The organism is Streptococcus infantis, from assembly GCF_019929665.1.
Classification (GTDB): Bacteria; Bacillota; Bacilli; order Lactobacillales; family Streptococcaceae; genus Streptococcus; species Streptococcus infantis_H.
This window is the reverse complement of the sequence record NZ_JAHZPZ010000001.1, coordinates 579,317-596,202: the sequence shown is the minus strand read 5'-3', so window position 1 is coordinate 596,202 and position 16,886 is coordinate 579,317. Positions and strand designations below refer to the sequence as shown.

The window sequence follows — 16,886 nt, the reverse complement described above, 5'->3', positions numbered from 1 at the left end:
AATCGCTTAAATTATACCACGATTTGAAGTTTTAGTAAAACGTTAGCATGAGTTTCTGAAAAGTTATGAAATGTACCTAAACCACAAGTCTTGAACGGCTTACCGAAACATGCTATACTAACTGTATGATTATTTTACAAGCTAATAAAATCGAACGTTCTTTTGCAGGCGATGTTCTATTTGAAAATATTAATCTACAAGTAGATGAAAGAGATCGTATTGCTCTCGTTGGGAAAAATGGAGCAGGTAAGTCGACACTATTAAAGATATTAGTCGGGGAAGAAGAGCCAACTTCTGGTGAGATTAATAAGAAAAAAGACATTTCCCTTTCTTACTTAGCACAGGATAGTCGATTTGAATCCGAAAATACTATCTATGATGAGATGCTTCACGTCTTTGACGACTTACGTACTACTGAAAGACAACTTCGCCAAATGGAGCTAGAGATGGGGGAAAAGACAGGTGCAGAACTCGATAAGCTCATGTCAGACTACGATCGTCTATCTGAAGAATTCCGTCAGGCTGGAGGTTTTACCTACGAAGCTGATATTCGCTCTATTTTAAATGGTTTCAAGTTTGATGAGTCTATGTGGCAGATGAAAATAGCCGAGCTTTCTGGAGGTCAAAATACACGTTTAGCTCTGGCAAAAATGTTACTTGAAAAACCAAACCTTTTAGTTTTAGATGAACCAACTAACCACCTGGATATTGAAACCATTGCCTGGTTAGAAAACTATCTGGTTAATTACAGCGGTGCCCTGATAATTGTTAGTCACGACCGTTATTTCCTCGATAAGGTAGCAACCATAACGCTCGACTTAACCAAACATTCTTTAGATAGATACGTAGGGAACTACTCTAGTTTTGTGGAGCAGAAAGAGCAGAAGTTACTGACTGAAGCTAAGAACTACGAAAAGCAACAGAAGGAAATTGCTGCTTTAGAAGACTTTGTTAACCGAAATCTCGTTCGAGCATCGACAACCAAGCGTGCTCAATCTAGACGTAAACAACTGGAAAAGATGGAGCGTTTAGATAAGCCTGAAGCTGGGAATAAATCAGCAAATATGACCTTTCACTCTGATAAAACATCTGGTAATATTGTGCTGACAGTTGAGAATGCTGCCATTGGATATGATGGAGAAATATTATCAGAGCCTATCAACCTCGACCTTCGTAAGATGAATGCAGTAGCAGTTGTAGGTCCGAATGGGATTGGAAAGACAACCTTTATCAAGTCTATTGTTGATCAGATTCCTTTTATAAAGGGTGAGAAGCGTTTCGGTGCAAATGTTGAAGTTGGCTACTATGACCAAACTCAAAGTAAGTTGACACCAAGCAATACAGTTTTAGATGAACTTTGGAATGATTTTAGATTGACGCCAGAAGTGGAAATCCGAAATCGTTTAGGTGCCTTTCTATTCTCAGGTGATGATGTTAAGAAATCAGTTGGCATGCTTTCAGGTGGAGAGAAAGCTCGCTTGTTACTGGCTAAACTATCAATGGAAAATAATAACTTCCTGATTCTTGACGAGCCGACCAACCATTTGGATATTGATAGTAAGGAAGTTCTGGAAAATGCACTGATTGACTTTGATGGGACTCTTCTATTTGTCAGCCATGACCGTTATTTTATCAATCGTGTCGCTACACATGTTCTGGAATTGTCCGAAAATGGTTCGACCCTCTATCTGGGAGATTATGACTATTATGTGGAGAAAAAAGCAGAGTTGGCAGCTAGTCAAGAGGAAGAAGCGGCAGCTTATAGCCAAGAAAAAGAGGTTTCTCCAGTTAATGACTACCAAGCTCAAAAGGAGAGTCAAAAAGAACTGCGTAAATTGATGAGACAAATCGAAAGTCTTGAGACAGAAATCGAAGAACTGGAAACTCAAGCCCAAGTTATCTCTGAACAAATGCATACCACGAATGATGCAGATGAACTCATGCAATTACAAGCAGAACTAGATAAGATTAGTCAGCGCCAGGAAGAAGCTATGCTTGAGTGGGAAGAATTGTCGGAAAAAGTTTAATAACAAAAAAGCAACGGCACCGTTGCTTTTTCGTTTATATCTATCCACCCTGAGGGAATCGAACCCCCATCTCAAGAACCGGAATCTTACGTGATATCCATTACACTAAGGGTGGAAACTTTCATCATTATATCAAAAATAGGAGTTTTACTCAAGACTAAAACCAATATAAAAAGAGGAAGAAAAAAGGATTTAGACAATATCTAAATCCTTTTACATTTTTAGTTTTTTTCAAGAAGTGCTTTGATTTCTTGAAGAACTTCCAATTCAGTTGGACCTGCTGGAACTTCTTCAGCAACTTCTTCTTTCTTACGAAGGTTTTGAGCTTTTTCAATAGCTTTAATCATGAAGAAGAGAACAGTACCAATTACAACGAAGTTGATAACAGCGCTCAAGAATTTACCATATGTAACACCATTCCATGCAAGCTCAGCGATGTTTTGTACATTCGCAGCTTCCAAGGCTGGGTTCAATAGAAGTGGAGTGATGATATCATTAACGAATGAAGTTACGATAGCACCAAATGCAGTGGCAATGATCACACCGACAGCAAGGTCTACGACATTACCGCGGAGCAAAAATGCTTTAAGATCTTTTAACATTTTCTTTTTCCTTTCGAAATTTTTCAGACTAGATTATATCGTATATTTATATTAAATGCAAGAAAAGTGCTTATTTTTTTTTAAATACAAAAAGCTTACTAAAAACGTAGTTGAGAACAACCATCGTAACCTGTGCAATAAAGATTTCAACTGTATTAATTGTATTAATATCATTTCCAACAAAGTAACCAATGATCTGAGGGAAGCTTGTTACAAAAATAAAAGTTAGTAGAAGATCTAATAAAAAGGTGATAAGTCTTGCAGAGGTAAATTTAATTAATCGATTAAACCAGTTTTTTCTTTCTTGCTTAAATACAAATGTGTCATTTGTAAAAAACGCAAATAGGATTCCAGCAATATTTCCCAAGGCAGTCGCAACTAACTCTTGTTGAGTAAGATAAAAGATGACGATGCGGACAAATATTGATACTACGGTAGTCGCAACTCCGAAAAATAGATAGGATAAAATCTCGTTATCAAAGAATTTTTTTATATATGTTTTCATAAGATTAGTATAGCATAAAGCTGATAAATGTGCTATACTTGTAAAGTTGACTTGCTCAACCCTTGGTGCTTAGCTTCTTTCACCAAGCATATTAGACGCGGGATAGCCGCTAAAGGAGAAAATATGAAAAAACTTACTGTCCGCGATTTGGCTGACATTGCCATTGTCGCAGCTATTTATGTGGTTTTGACCATCACACCACCCCTTAATGCCATCAGTTATGGTGCCTATCAGTTCCGTATTTCTGAAATGTTGAACTTTCTGGCTTTTTACAATCCTAAGTACATTATTGGTGTTACTCTTGGATGTATGATAGCTAATTTTTTCAGTTTTGGACTCATTGATGTCGCTGTTGGTGGAGGATCAACTCTTGTCTTCCTAAGCTTAGGAGTTTGGTTGTTCAGTAAATATAGTAAAGACTATCTTTTTAATGGATTGATTCGAAAAGATCATTTCTTCTTTTCAATTCTATTTTCAATTTCAATGATCACCATTGCTGCTGAATTGAACATTGTAGCAGAAGCACCATTCTTCTTTACATGGTTCACTACTGGTATCGGAGAATTCGCTTCACTAATTGTCGGTGCAATTATCATTGGTAAAATTGGTCAACGTATTGATTTGACTAGATAAAGATATCTTATCAACCATTCGTAGAAAGGGCTGAACTTTGTTCAGTCTTTTTCTTTGTCCATGAACCTAGAAGCTAAACAAAAGTGATATAATAAGGTAGAAAAGACGGTTTAATTATGATAGATTATTTTTTGATTGGGATAAAATCGATGATGAAAAGCTCGGTTTTGACTTTTGCTATTTCCTTTATTTCCTTCCTTCTTTTATTGATTCTTTGGCGTCGTTATGTCATTGTGCGTCAAAGTGGTGGAAACTTTTTTGCCCCGTTTCATATTGCTAAGGGAAGATTTTATATTCATAATGCTTATGTTTTTAGAAAGCGCATTATACCACTGAATAATATTAAAAAGATTGAGGTCCATTTTATTCCAAGTGTTAAATTGAATGGAGCTAGATATTTTTTGACTATCGAACAAAAGAGCGGAAATTCTCTAGCCTTTTTCTTTGGCAAATCAAAAGAGAATGATCAACTAGTCAATAACTTAAAGAATGAAACAAAAAAATACAATATCAAGATCCGTATTTTAGAATCATAGGTTTTAATTTTTTAAAATTTCAGAAAGCCTTTCCATAAAGTTGATTTTATGTTATAATATTCACAAATAAAAGTTTTAGGAGTTTATATGGTCTCATCAGAATTTATTTCAAAAATCGAATTTGCTTGTAAGAAAAAGGAAAGTCTTTATTCGAATAGTAAATTTAAGTATGCGATTCGTTCAATGTTTGCAGGTGCTTTCCTTACCTTCAGTACGGCAGCAGGAGCCGTTGGTGCAGATTTGATCAATAAGATTGCACCAGGTAGTGGACGCTTCCTTTTCCCGTTTGTTTTTGCTTGGGGACTGGCCTACATTGTCTTCTTAAATGCTGAATTGGTAACATCAAACATGATGTTCTTAACAGCGGGTAGTTTTTTGAAAAAAATTAGCTGGAGAAAAACAGCTGAAATTCTTCTATATTGTACTTTCTTTAACTTAATTGGTGCGCTTATCGCTGGTTGGGGATTTGCTCATTCAGCAGCTTATGCTAATCTAACGCACGATAGCTTTATTTCTGGAGTTGTAGAAATGAAGTTGGGACGCTCTAATGAACTAGTTTTACTTGAAGGTATTCTAGCGAATATCTTTGTAAACATCGCCATTCTTTCATTTGTTTTAGTCAAGGATGGTGGAGCAAAACTTTGGTTGGTTCTATCAGCCATTTACATGTTTGTATTCTTAACAAATGAGCACATCGCCGCAAACTTTGCATCATTTGCTATTGTGAAGTTCAGTGTTGCTGCTGATTCAATCGCAAACTTTGGTATTGGCAATATCCTTCGTCACTGGGGTGTAACCTTCATCGGTAACTTTATCGGTGGTGGTCTACTGATGGGATTGCCTTACGCCTTCTTAAACAAGAACGAAGATACATACGTAGATTAAAAGTTGGATTGATTCCAACTTTTTCTTTTTGTTTTTCCATGCTATAATGAATGGAGAATAGTTTAATATAGAGGAAAATTATGAACGAAATTAAATGCCCAAATTGTGGGGAAGTTTTTACAGTTAATGAAAGTCAATACGCAGAGCTGATTTCTCAAGTTCGAACTGTAGAGTTTGATAAGGAATTGCATGAGCGAATCAAGCAAGAATTGACGTTGGTGGAACAAAAAGCTTTAAATGAACAACAGGCAAAACTCGCTCAAAAAGACCAAGAAATTGCCCAGCTACAAACTCAAATCGAAAATTTCGATACTGAAAAAGAATTGGCTAAGAAAGAAGTGGAGCAAAGTGCTAGCCAAAGCTTGTTGGCGAAAGAAAAAGAAGTGCAAGCACTGGAGAATCAGCTGGCTACCTTGCGCTTGGAACATGAGAACCAACTGCAAAAGACACTGTCTGATCTAGAGAAAGAAAGAGATCAGGTTAAAAATCAGCTCCTTTTACAAGAAAAAGAAAACGAGCTTTCTCTTGCTTCGGTGAAACAAAACTATGAAGCCCAGCTCAAGGCAGCTAGTGAGCAAGTTGAGTTTTACAAGAATTTCAAGGCACAACAATCAACCAAGGAAATCGGTGAAAGTTTAGAGAAATATGCGGAAAATGAGTTCAACAAGATTCGTAGCTTAGCTTTTCCAAATGCCTATTTCGAAAAGGACAACAAGGTTTCTGAACGTGGCTCTAAAGGTGACTTTATTTTCCGTGATTTTGATGAAAATGGCCTAGAATTTATTTCCATCATGTTTGAGATGAAAAATGAAGCTGATGGCACAAAAAGTAAACACAAGAATTCCGATTTCTACAAGGAGTTGGATAAGGACAGACGAGAAAAGAAATGTGAGTATGCGGTTTTGGTAAGTATGCTTGAAGCTGATGCTGACTCCTTTAATACAGGGATTGTCGATGTTAGCCACGAGTATGAGAAGATGTATGTGGTGCGTCCTCAGTTCTTTATCCAACTGATCGGGCTCTTGCGTAATGCTGCCCTTAATTCTCTAAAATACAAGCAGGAGTTAGCACTTATCCGAGAACAAAACATTGATATTACTCACTTTGAAGAAGACTTAGAAGCCTTCAAGGTTGCCTTTGCTAAAAATTACAACTCGGCCTCAGTCAACTTCGGCAAGGCTATTGATGAAATCGACAAAGCCATCAAGCGGATGGAAGAGGTCAAGAAATTCTTGACCACATCAGAAAACCAACTCCGCCTGGCTAACAACAAGCTAGATGATGTTTCCGTTAAAAAATTGACACAAAAAAATCCAACTATGAAAGCTAAATTTGAAGCTCTTAAGGGGGAGTAGGAGGATCCTATGCAGATACGAAAAGCAACCATGAAAGATGCTGAAGCTCTACTGTCTTTATACGAAGACTTGGGCTATCCAACGACCGCTTCTAAGCTGTCTCGACGTTTAGAAATGATTCTTTCTCAGCCACATTATGGCTGTCTTTTAGCTGAAAGAAACGGAGAAATTTTAGGTTTCTTAGGTTACGCAAAGCTCTTCTTTTTTGAAGCAGATGGATCTTACTATCGTATTTTGGCTTTGTCAGTTGCAAAAGAAACAAGACGACAAGGAATTGCTAGTAGGCTAATTGATGAATTGAAAAAACAAGCGGTAAAAGAAGGAGCTGAGGCACTGGCTTTAAATAGTGGATTAACCGCTGAACGAAATGCTGCACATCAGTTTTATCAGGCGGTTGGATTTGAAAAAGTGACTGCAGGCTTTGCCTTGCATTTAAAAACTCAACATAAATAAATCATGAAAAAATAGTAGAGGGAACGAAGTAATGTCTTCAACAAAAGGGAAAACATTAAATTTTAACGATAAGAGCATGGATTATGTGACCTTTGGTAAAGGTAAGAAGCCATTAGTGATTATACCAGGATTGGGTGATGGACTATATACGGTTAAAGGTATGGCTATGACTTTTTCAATCACATACCGTATACTTGCTGAACGTTACAAAATTTATGTTTTTTCTCGAATCAATGAGTTGAGGCAGGAGTATACGACACGGGATATGGCAGCAGATGTAGCAGAAGCATTGGAGATATTAAAGATTACCAGTGCCTATGTTATGGGGATTTCGCAAGGTGGAATGATTGCCCAATGGTTGGTGGCGGATTTCCCAGAAAAGGTTCAAAAGCTAGTTTTGGCTGTTACAACTGCAAAACTAGGTAATCTAGGTAGGGAGAGAATTAGTTGCTGGCTGAACCTGATTCAAACAGGTACTTATAAAGATCTGATGATTGATATTGCTCGTCACTCTTACACGACTAAATTCTTTGGAAAATTTAAATACCTTTATCGAATAATGGGAATTTTTGGTCGCATTAAAGATATAAAACGTATTGATATTCAGGCTGTATCTTGTTTGAAGCATGATAGTCTAGCTTTTTTGGAAAAAATTAACTGCCCTACGTTAATCATTGGAGCAGAAAATGATGATGTTCTTGGCCTAGATGGTTCGCTTAGATTGCATCAGCATATCAAAGATAGCCAGCTCACCATTTTGCCAGAGTGTGGGCATGCACTCTATGAACAGAATAAGGATTTCCAAAAAAGAGTTTTAGTATTTTTAGAAAGTTAATAAATGAACGGTATTATCAACTTAAAGAAAGAAACAGGGATGACCTCGCATGATGCGGTTTTTAAATTGCGTAAGATTTTAGGGACTAAGAAGATTGGTCATGGTGGGACCTTGGATCCGGATGTTGTGGGCGTTTTACCCATTGCTGTAGGGAAGGCGACTCGCATGGTAGAATTCATGCAGGATGAGGGGAAGGTCTACGACGGGGAAATCACTCTGGGATATTCTACAACGACCGAGGATGCTAGTGGGGAAGTTGTCTCAGAGACTCCTGTTTTGTCTCCACTGGATGAAAAGCTTGTCGATGAAGCTATTGCTAGTCTAACTGGTCCGATTACTCAGATTCCGCCAATGTACTCAGCTGTTAAGGTCAATGGTCGCAAGCTCTATGAGTATGCGCGTGCTGGTCAGGAAGTCGAGCGTCCAGAACGTCAGGTGACCATTTATAGTTTTGAAAGAACCAGTCCTATTTCCTACGAGGATAAACTTTCGCGTTTTACCTTCCGAGTAAAATGTAGCAAGGGAACCTATATCCGTACCTTATCGGTTGACTTGGGAGAGAAGCTTGGTTATTCAGCTCACATGTCTCATCTTACACGGACTAGTGCAGCTGGTTTACAGTTAGAAGATTCCTTGACCTTAGAAGAAATTGCAGAAAAAGTAGAGGCTGGTGAATTAGACTTTCTTCATCCTCTAGAGATTGGAACAGGGGATTTAGTTAAGGTTTATCTTACTCCGGAACAGGCAGAGGAAGTCCGCTTTGGTCGCTTTATTGAGTTAGAGCATACAGTAAAAGAAGTAGCTGCTTTTGAAGGGGAACGACTTCTTGCTATTCTGGAAAAACGTGAACATCTCTACAAACCAAGAAAGGTTTTCTCTTAAAATTATACTGAATAAACGATTTTTATCTACTAGTCTAAAGATGAGATGCTCTCATCTTTTTAAAATATTAGCCAATAAATGGTTTTTACATTTTATGTCTTAAAAAACCATTGAAAATACAGTGTTATTTGACAGTTTTGCTTACTTATGATAAGATTTAATTTAAGAAAAGCTAGAGGAAAATAGAGGATATTATGAGTATTGAAATGACTGTCAGTGAGATTGCTGAGGTCTTGGGACTATCCCGACAAGCAATCAATAATCGTGTCAAAGAATTACCAGAAGAAGATATTACAAAAAACGACAAGGGTGTTACTGTTGTTACTCGCAGTGGATTGATCAAACTTGAAGAAATCTACAAAAAGACTATCTTTGAAGATGAACCGGTTAGTGATGAAGTTAAGCAACGAGAACTCATGGAAATTCTTGTTGATGAAAAGAACGCTGAAATCATTCGTCTTTATGAGCAATTGAAAGCTAAAGATAAGCAACTGGCTGAAAAAGATGAACAGATGCGAGTCAAAGACCGCCAAATCGCTGAAAAAGATAAGCAATTGGACCAACAACAACAGTTAACCCTTCAAGCTATGAAGGATCAAGAAACACTTCAGTTGGAGTTGGATCAAGCTAAGCAAGAAGTTCAGTCATCGAAGAAAGGCTTCTTTGCTCGCTTATTTGGCAAATAAGAAAAAACTGCTTGGTTTCTATGACTAGACCAGGTGGTTTCTTTTTACAAATCAATAAGGATTGATAAGATGGAAACATTAAGAGAATATATCTCATTTGATTTAGAATTTAATAAACACCAGGATAAGACTCATTTGATTCAAGTATCAGCAGTGCATTTTAAAGAAGGTGAAGAAGTAGGAGCATTTGACTCTTATGTTTACACTGATGTTCCTTTGAAGAGTTTTATTAATGGTTTGACGGGGATTACTTCAGAGACATTGAAAGGCGCACCAAAAATAGAAGAAGTCCTGCAAAAATTTCAAGTTTTTGTTGGTAACTTGCCTCTTATTGGTTATAATGCGGCAAAGAGTGATTTACCGATTTTACTAGAGCATGGATTTGACTATAGTCATCAATATCTAGTTGATGTCTATAATGAATCACTGGAGCGACGTAGTTCTGATCTTCATGGAATTGCTAATCTAAAATTACAAACTGTGGCTAATTTTCTAGGTTTTAAAGGACAATCTCATAATAGTTTAGAGGATGCTCGTATGACTGCTCGAGTGTATGAAGCTTTTCTGGAGTCAGATGAGAGTAGACTCTTACTCAATTCTCAAACTAGTCTCAATTCGAATCCATTTGGTGCTTTGGATTTATCACAACTTTTTGATTAGGAGTTTTTATGAAACCTGAAAAACCGAAAAAATTGGGTTTTAAAAAGATTTACCTTAATCTAGATAAAATCCTCTTTCTATTCTTTCTAATCTTTATGTTGGTTGACTATATCTGGTTGCCACTAAACTCAGTGATAGCTGGATTTTTACTAAGTCAGACTGGATATTTGTTTATTTCCTACAACAATATTTTTGAGATAATAAAAAATGCTCCCATTGTCAGTCTTGGCTTCGTAATCTTAATAGCCATCAATCTACTAGTAGCCTATTTTCAACTTAGTATTCTCTTTATTGGAGCTCGCCACCTCCTATATCACGAAAAAAGGACTCTTATAGAATATAGTCGAAAAGTATTTCGTGAAAGCCTTGCTTTTATGAAGAAGATGACTATTTCAAAAGCTTTGTTTATCTTTTTATTTGTAGCAATGCTATTTCCTTTTATCAGGAAGATATTTAAGATTTATTATTTCAATAAAATCGTAATTCCAGAGTTTATTCAAACCTACATGGAAGATAAGTACTGGATGTGGTGGGTAGCCATTATTATCTTATCACTCTTATTCTTCTATGTTTCTGTTCGCTTGATGTTCACTCTACCTAAGGTCTTTTATGAAAAGATGACGGTCAAGGAAGCTATCATTTATAGTTTGGATAAAACTAAGAATTTCTTTTGGTTTTATGCTTGGCATTTATTCTTAATTATTGTAAAAACCAATCTATTCTTCTATCTTCCTCTCATCCCTTTACTATCAATCCAGTATATAGTGGATAGCCTTACTCAGAGAGAGTCTCTGATCCTTGCTATTTGCAACTTCGTTCTTATCAAGAATTTCCACTATATGGCACTGACCTATTTCCTTGTGAAATTTACGTCCTTCTTAACAGGAGAAGAGCTTGACATTATGCCAAGGCGAGAAAAGGACCATATCATGAGATGGGGGGTCATGGTGTGTGCATGTATCCTCTTTGCGATTGAAGGATATAATTATCTTGAAGCTCCAGTAGTCAATCCACCGCTTGTGATTTCACACCGTGGTGTATCGAATGGAAATGGTGTCCAAAATACAGTAGAATCCTTAGAAAAGACAGCGCAGTTAAAACCAGATTTAATCGAGATGGATATCCAGGAGACTAAAGATGGTCAATTTGTTATGATGCACGATGCTAATCTTAAAGGCCTAGCTGGTATTAATAAAACACCACAAGATTTGACCTTAGAAGAGTTAAAGCAGATTGACATTCATGAGAATGGTTATGAGACAAAGATTTCAAGTTTCGATGATTATCTGGCTCGTGCAAATGAATTACATCAGAAACTTCTCATTGAGATTAAGACCAGCCACAAAGATAGCCCGCAGATGATGGAACGTTTTCTAGACAAATACGGTGCAAAAATTAAGGTTTATGGTCATCAAATGCAATCCTTGGATTATAAGGTTATTGAAAAAGTGAGAGAGTATGACACAGATATTCCTGTATACTTTATTCTTCCCTATAATTCTGTTTTTCCTAGAACGGTTGCTACAGGCTACACAATGGAGTATTCTACTTTAGATGAATACTTTGTGACGAAACTATGGAATACTGAGCAAAAACTCTATGTATGGACAATCAATAGTTCGGAATCATTTAATAAGTCTTTTCACCTAGGTGTTGACGGAATGATTACGGACGACTTGGAAAGAATAAAAGAAGAACTAGTAACTGCTCAGGAAGACCCTGAATATAGTGACTTATTGCTAAATAAAGCAACTGAGTTCTTTGCTTATTAACATAAATTAAAAGAGGCTGTAAACCAGCCTCTTTTTGAGAATATAATTAAAATGGTAACTTACCAGCAAATGCTCCAAGTTTCTTTTTAGTTGTTTCATCAATTTGCTCAAGAGCAGCATTGAGCGCTTGAACAGTCATATCTGAAAGTGTTTCAATATCTTCAGCATCCACAACTGCAGGATCGAAATCAATTTTTACGACTTTTTTATCACCTGTTAAGGTAGCAGTTACAAGGTTTTGAGCAGAAGTCCCAACAAATTCTGTGGTAGCCAATTCAGCTTGGCTTTGCTCCATTTGTTTTTGAAGTTTTTGAGCTTGACGCATCATGTTTTGCATATTCATCATGGCGGTAGTTAGCTTCCTTTTCTTTTATTTTCTATTTTATTTTAACAATTTTAATTGGAAAAGTCTAATTAAAATTTCAGGTTCTCTATACATATCAACCAATGATTTAAGGTTTCTTTAAGCTTTCTATATTATTCTGAAGAACTATATTTTAATCGAGAAATAAGAATGCAAGGATTAAATTTTTTAATGTTCAAAACCTAAAGTGCTCTCGCCATCAGTTTCTAAATGGAGAGAACTAGTATTTATTTCAAGATAACGCTAGATTATGATATAATAGTAAGGAATGAGTTTTTAGAACAAACTAAAGGAGAATCGATATGATTTACGCTGGAATTTTAGCAGGTGGAACCGGCACGCGCATGGGTATTAGTAACCTACCCAAACAATTTCTTGAGTTGGGAGATCGCCCAATCTTGATTCATACAATTGAAAAATTTGTCTTAGAGCCAAGTATCGAAAAGATTGTGGTTGGAGTTCACGGAGACTGGGTAACACACGCAGAAGATTTAGTTGAAAAATTCCTTCCACTCCACAAGGATCGTATCATCATCACAAAAGGTGGTGCAGATCGAAATTCTAGTATTGAAAAGATCATCGAAGCTATCGATGCTTATCGTCCAATCACTGAAGATGATATCGTGGTCACACATGACTCAGTTCGTCCTTTTATCACACTTCGAATGATTCAAGATAACATTGCTCTTGCACAAAATCATGATGCTGTTGATACAGTAGTTGAAGCAGTAGATACCATTGTTGAAAGTACAAACGGACAGTTTATCACAGATATTCCAAATCGTGCTCATCTCTATCAAGGGCAAACTCCTCAAACCTTCCGTTGTAAAGACTTCATTGATTTGTATGGTTCTTTATCAGCAGAAGAAAAAGAAATTTTAACAGATGCATGTAAAATCTTTGTCATTAAGGGTAAAGATGTAGCCTTAGCAAAAGGTGAATATTCAAACCTTAAAATTACAACAGTTACAGACTTGAAGATTGCTAAAAGCATGATTGAGAAAGACTAAAGACATGATTAATCAAATTTATCAACTGACAAAACCAAAGTTTATTAATATTAAATATCAGGAAGAAGAAATTGATCAAGAGAATCATATCCTCATCCGACCAAATTACATGGCGGTTTGTCACGCGGATCAACGTTATTACCAAGGTAAACGTGATCCAAAAATTTTAGCGAAAAAACTGCCAATGGCTATGATTCACGAGTCTTGTGGTACAGTCATTTCTGATCCAACCGGTACCTACAAAGTTGGTCAGAAGGTTGTTATGATTCCAAATCAACCACCTATGCAAAGTGATGAGGAATTCTACGAAAATTACATGACTGGAACATATTTCCTTTCAAGTGGTTACGATGGGTTCATGCGAGAATTCGTTTCTCTGCCTAAGGATCGTGTGGTAGCTTACGAAGAAATCGAAGACACAGTTGCTGCCATTACAGAGTTTGTCAGTGTGGGTATGCATGCTATGAATCGTTTCATGACGGTATCTCACAGCAGACGTCAACGCATCGCTGTCATTGGTGATGGAAGTTTAGCTTTTGTCATGGCCAATATTATCAACTACACTTTGCCTGAAGCTGAGATTATTGTTATCGGACGTCACTGGGAGAAATTAGAATTATTCTCATTTGCAAAAGAGCTCTACATTACTGATAGCATTCCAGAGGATCTTAGTTTTGACCATGGTTTCGAATGCTGTGGTGGTGATGGATGTGGACCTGCTATTAATGACTTGATTCGCTACATTAAACCACAAGGTACCATTTTGATGATGGGAGTTAGTGAGTATAAAGTTAATATCAATACTCGTGATTCATTGGAAAAAGGCTTGTTATTAGTTGGATCTTCTCGTTCTGGAAGAGTTGACTTTCAAAATGCCATCCAAATGATGGAGATTAAGAAGTTTGCCAATCGTTTGAAGAATATCATTTATCTAGAAGAACCAGTAAGAGAGATTAAGGATATTCATCGAGTTTTTGCAACAGACCTTAATACTGCCTTCAAGACAGTATTTAAGTGGGAAGTCTAATGGAGGATGATTGTGAAGGAAATCGTTAAAGAAAAGATTGCTTCTCTATTATCTGGTGACGAAGAAATTCAGAGCGTTGAACAGTTGGGTGGAATGACCAATCAAAACTACTTGGTTCAAACATCCTCAAATCGATATATCGTTAAGTTTTTCGGTAAAGGTACAGAAAAATTAATCGATCGCCAGAATGAAAAGTTCAATATTGAATTGTTGAAAGATCTGAAATTAGATGTTGAGAATTATCTCTTTGATATTGAAGCTGGTATCAAAGTCAATCAATACATTGAAAATGCAGAAACATTTGATTCAAATACTATTAAAACTAAATTTGAAAAAATTGCTCCAATTCTACAAACCATCCATGCTTCTGGTAAAGAATTAAAAGGAGACTTTGCTCCTTTTGAGGAAATCAAAAAATATGAAACCTTGATTCAAGGGGAGATTTCCTATCCAAACTATGAAGTTGTCAGAAAGTCTGTATTTTCTTTGAAAGATCAACTTGAACAAATCGGAATTGAGAAAAAATCTTGTCACATTGACTTGGTTCCTGAAAACTTTATTGAAGGACCAGACGGACATCTTTATCTGATTGATTGGGAATATTCTTCCATGAATGATCCTATGTGGGATCTTGCAGCACTCTTTCTAGAGTCTGAATTTACTCCAGACGAAGAAAATTCCTTCTTGTCATATTATGAAAGCGAACAGACACCAGTTTCTCGTGAGAAGATTCGTATTTATAAAATATTGCAAGACATTATTTGGAGTCTTTGGACTATTTACAAAGAAGAAAATGGTGCAGATTTTGGAGATTATGGAATTTCTCGCTACAATAGAGCTGTAAAAGAATTAGAGTCTGAAGGAGATTTAGATGAAAACTAAAAATGGAGTTTCTTTTGGTCTACTTTCAGGTGTCTTCTGGGGATTAGGATTAACGATTAGCGCCTATATCTTTTCAATCTTTACAGAGCTTTCGCCTTTTGTAGTAGCAGCAGCACACGACTTTCTGAGTATTTTTATCTTGCTAGGATATCTTCTAGTCAAAGAAGGGAAAGTACGTTTTTCAATCTTCTTGAACATTCGAAATGTTAGTGTTATTATCGGAGCACTATTGGCTGGGCCAATAGGCATGCAGGCCAATCTCTATGCGGTCAAATATATCGGTAGTTCTTTAGCATCCTCAGTTTCAGCTATTTATCCTGCTATTTCAGTCTTGCTTGCCTTTTTCTTTTTAAAGCACAAAATTTCAAAAAATACAGTATTTGGAATTTTATTAATCATTGTAGGCATTATTGCTCAGACTTACAAGGTTGAACAAGTTAATTCCTTCTATATCGGAATACTCTGTGCTTTGATTTGCGCGCTTGCTTGGGGAAGTGAAAGTGTTCTGAGCTCATTTGCTATGGAAAGTGAACTCAGTGAACTCGAAGCACTTTTGATACGACAAGTCACATCTTTCTTGTCCTATCTTGTCATTGTTCTCTTCTCACATCATTCATTTGCGGAAGTGGCAAATGGCCAATTATTAGGTCTTTTGATTATCTTTGCAGCATCAAATATGATTTCTTATCTAGCCTATTATATAGCTATTAATCGATTGCAGCCAGCAAAAGCTACTGGATTAAATGTGAGTTATGTAGTATGGACTGTTTTATTTGCAGCAATTTTCTTGGGCTCTCCCCTTAATTTACTGACCATTATTACTTCCCTTATCGTAATGGCTGGTGTTTATATTATTATTAAAGAATAAAGGAGAAAACGCGTGAAAGCGATTATTTTAGCAGCTGGATTGGGAACTCGTTTGAGACCCATGACAGAAAATACTCCCAAAGCATTGGTTAAAGTCAATCAAAAACCATTGGTTGAATATCAAATCGAATTTTTGAAAGAACGTGGAATTGATGACATTATCATCGTTGTCGGTTATTTAAAAGAACAATTTGACTATCTTAAAGAAAAGTACGGGGTTCGTTTGGTCTTCAACGATAAGTATGCTGATTACAATAACTTTTACTCTCTTTACTTGGTAAAAGAAGAATTGGCTAACAGCTACGTTATTGATGCGGATAACTATCTTTTCAAGAATATGTTCCGTAATGATATCGAACGTTCAACCTATTTCAGTGTTTATCGTGAAGATTGTGATAATGAGTGGTTCCTAGTTTACGGAGATGATTACAAAGTTCAAGATATTATTGTCGATAGCAAAAATGGACGCATCTTGAGTGGTGTATCATTCTGGGATGCTCCAACAGCTGAGAAAATTGTTGGATTTATTGACAAGGCATATGCAAGTGGCGAATTTGTTGACCTCTATTGGGACAATATGGTCAAAGATAATATTAAAGAACTAGATGTATATGTAGAAGAGTTGGAAGAAAACTCTATCTATGAAATCGACAGTGTTAAAGATTATCAAAAATTAGAAAAGATTCTTTCTTCACAAAAATAAGCGACTTTCGACTTTTATGAACTGATACCTTACCTATTTTTACTTGACTTTTTAGGTTTGATACAGTATACTAGTGAAAATTCAACCTTTAAGGGCAGTCCAGAGAGACTCACAAGGTGTCAGAGAAAAGAAGCTACAATGGAAACAAGTAAGCAAGTGCTTATTTGCTACTTTTGTGTAAATATCTTAACTGAAACCTTGC

At 36.4% G+C, this 16,886-nt stretch carries 19 protein-coding genes, 1 tRNA gene and 1 riboswitch; of the genes, 16 read left to right on the top strand and 4 right to left on the bottom strand.

The window, feature by feature from the left end; all coding sequences use genetic code 11:
* The first annotated feature begins 125 nt into the window (after nt 1–125).
* Nucleotides 126–2,027, top strand: coding sequence for an ABC-F family ATP-binding cassette domain-containing protein (locus K1I61_RS02870; RefSeq protein WP_223334312.1), 1,902 nt, complete (start codon nt 126–128; stop codon nt 2,025–2,027).
* Between the two features lie 43 nt (nt 2,028–2,070).
* Here K1I61_RS02870 and K1I61_RS02865 read toward each other — a convergent pair.
* From K1I61_RS02865 to K1I61_RS02855, 3 genes are all read right to left on the bottom strand, one after another.
* Nucleotides 2,071–2,142, bottom strand: a tRNA-Arg gene (locus tag K1I61_RS02865).
* A 106-nt stretch (nt 2,143–2,248) separates the two neighbouring features.
* Nucleotides 2,249–2,629 carry a large conductance mechanosensitive channel protein MscL gene (gene mscL, locus K1I61_RS02860; protein ID WP_223334313.1) on the bottom strand — a complete coding sequence of 127 codons (381 nt, stop codon included), beginning with the start codon at nt 2,627–2,629 and terminating at the stop codon, nt 2,249–2,251.
* 70 nt (nt 2,630–2,699) lie between these two features.
* Nucleotides 2,700–3,134 (bottom strand): GtrA family protein, encoded by a 435-nt coding sequence (locus tag K1I61_RS02855; RefSeq protein WP_006148438.1) that lies wholly within the window; start codon nt 3,132–3,134, stop codon nt 2,700–2,702.
* Between the two features lie 28 nt (nt 3,135–3,162).
* Nucleotides 3,163–3,260: riboswitch (PreQ1 riboswitch) on the top strand.
* On the opposite strand from K1I61_RS02855, the gene K1I61_RS02850 reads away from it, so the two are divergent.
* The 10 genes from K1I61_RS02850 to K1I61_RS02805 all read left to right on the top strand — a co-directional run bounded on the left by K1I61_RS02850 (nt 3,258) and on the right by K1I61_RS02805 (nt 11,831).
* The gene (locus K1I61_RS02850) at nt 3,258–3,767 is read left to right on the top strand and encodes a QueT transporter family protein (protein WP_223334315.1); all 510 of its coding nucleotides are present in this window, start codon (nt 3,258–3,260) and stop codon (nt 3,765–3,767) included. It overlaps the preceding riboswitch by 3 nt.
* 116 nt (nt 3,768–3,883) lie before the next feature.
* The gene (locus tag K1I61_RS02845; protein ID WP_006148440.1) at nt 3,884–4,303 is read left to right on the top strand and encodes a hypothetical protein; all 420 of its coding nucleotides are present in this window, start codon (nt 3,884–3,886) and stop codon (nt 4,301–4,303) included.
* 87 nt (nt 4,304–4,390) lie between these two features.
* Nucleotides 4,391–5,188 (top strand): formate/nitrite transporter family protein, encoded by a 798-nt coding sequence (locus K1I61_RS02840; RefSeq protein ID WP_004252711.1) that lies wholly within the window; start codon nt 4,391–4,393, stop codon nt 5,186–5,188.
* An 80-nt stretch (nt 5,189–5,268) separates the two neighbouring features.
* On the top strand, nt 5,269–6,543 hold the full coding sequence (locus K1I61_RS02835) for a DUF2130 domain-containing protein (protein WP_223334317.1): 1,275 nt from the start codon (nt 5,269–5,271) through the stop codon (nt 6,541–6,543).
* Nucleotides 6,544–6,552: 9 nt separating this feature from the next.
* A complete protein-coding gene (locus K1I61_RS02830) occupies nt 6,553–6,996 on the top strand; it encodes a GNAT family N-acetyltransferase (protein WP_223334319.1) in 444 nt (147 codons plus the stop codon).
* A gap of 31 nt (nt 6,997–7,027) precedes the next feature.
* Nucleotides 7,028–7,831 carry an alpha/beta fold hydrolase gene (locus K1I61_RS02825; RefSeq protein ID WP_223334321.1) on the top strand — a complete coding sequence of 268 codons (804 nt, stop codon included), beginning with the start codon at nt 7,028–7,030 and terminating at the stop codon, nt 7,829–7,831.
* Nucleotides 7,832–7,834: 3 nt separating this feature from the next.
* Complete coding sequence (gene truB, locus K1I61_RS02820) at nt 7,835–8,713, top strand: tRNA pseudouridine(55) synthase TruB (protein WP_223334323.1); 879 nt, start codon at nt 7,835–7,837, stop codon at nt 8,711–8,713.
* A gap of 194 nt (nt 8,714–8,907) precedes the next feature.
* Nucleotides 8,908–9,399 (top strand): DUF536 domain-containing protein, encoded by a 492-nt coding sequence (locus K1I61_RS02815; protein WP_006152010.1) that lies wholly within the window; start codon nt 8,908–8,910, stop codon nt 9,397–9,399.
* A gap of 69 nt (nt 9,400–9,468) precedes the next feature.
* The gene (locus K1I61_RS02810; protein WP_006152056.1) at nt 9,469–10,059 is read left to right on the top strand and encodes a 3'-5' exonuclease; all 591 of its coding nucleotides are present in this window, start codon (nt 9,469–9,471) and stop codon (nt 10,057–10,059) included.
* Between the two features lie 8 nt (nt 10,060–10,067).
* Nucleotides 10,068–11,831 carry a glycerophosphoryl diester phosphodiesterase membrane domain-containing protein gene (locus K1I61_RS02805; RefSeq protein WP_223334325.1) on the top strand — a complete coding sequence of 588 codons (1,764 nt, stop codon included), beginning with the start codon at nt 10,068–10,070 and terminating at the stop codon, nt 11,829–11,831.
* A 46-nt stretch (nt 11,832–11,877) separates the two neighbouring features.
* Here the strand turns inward: K1I61_RS02805 and K1I61_RS02800 are convergent, their stop codons facing one another.
* A complete protein-coding gene (locus K1I61_RS02800) occupies nt 11,878–12,177 on the bottom strand; it encodes a YbaB/EbfC family nucleoid-associated protein (RefSeq protein ID WP_006151719.1) in 300 nt (99 codons plus the stop codon).
* Between the two features lie 320 nt (nt 12,178–12,497).
* Here K1I61_RS02800 and K1I61_RS02795 point away from each other — a divergent pair, with 320 nt between their 5' ends.
* The 5 genes from K1I61_RS02795 to K1I61_RS02775 are packed head-to-tail and all read left to right on the top strand — an operon-like array spanning nt 12,498 to nt 16,684.
* Nucleotides 12,498–13,205: an IspD/TarI family cytidylyltransferase gene (locus K1I61_RS02795; RefSeq protein WP_006151754.1), complete on the top strand. Its 708-nt coding sequence runs from the start codon at nt 12,498–12,500 to the stop codon at nt 13,203–13,205.
* Between the two features lie 4 nt (nt 13,206–13,209).
* A complete protein-coding gene (locus K1I61_RS02790; RefSeq protein WP_223334326.1) occupies nt 13,210–14,232 on the top strand; it encodes a ribitol-5-phosphate dehydrogenase in 1,023 nt (340 codons plus the stop codon).
* Between the two features lie 12 nt (nt 14,233–14,244).
* Nucleotides 14,245–15,114 (top strand): phosphotransferase, encoded by an 870-nt coding sequence (locus K1I61_RS02785; protein WP_223334328.1) that lies wholly within the window; start codon nt 14,245–14,247, stop codon nt 15,112–15,114.
* On the top strand, nt 15,104–15,982 hold the full coding sequence (locus K1I61_RS02780; RefSeq protein WP_223334330.1) for a DMT family transporter: 879 nt from the start codon (nt 15,104–15,106) through the stop codon (nt 15,980–15,982). The genes K1I61_RS02785 and K1I61_RS02780 overlap by 11 nt, the downstream gene beginning before the upstream one ends.
* Before the next feature lie 12 nt (nt 15,983–15,994).
* Entirely contained in the window at nt 15,995–16,684 is a 690-nt protein-coding gene (locus K1I61_RS02775) for a sugar phosphate nucleotidyltransferase (protein WP_004252737.1), read from the top strand.
* Nucleotides 16,685–16,886: the final 202 nt, after the last annotated feature.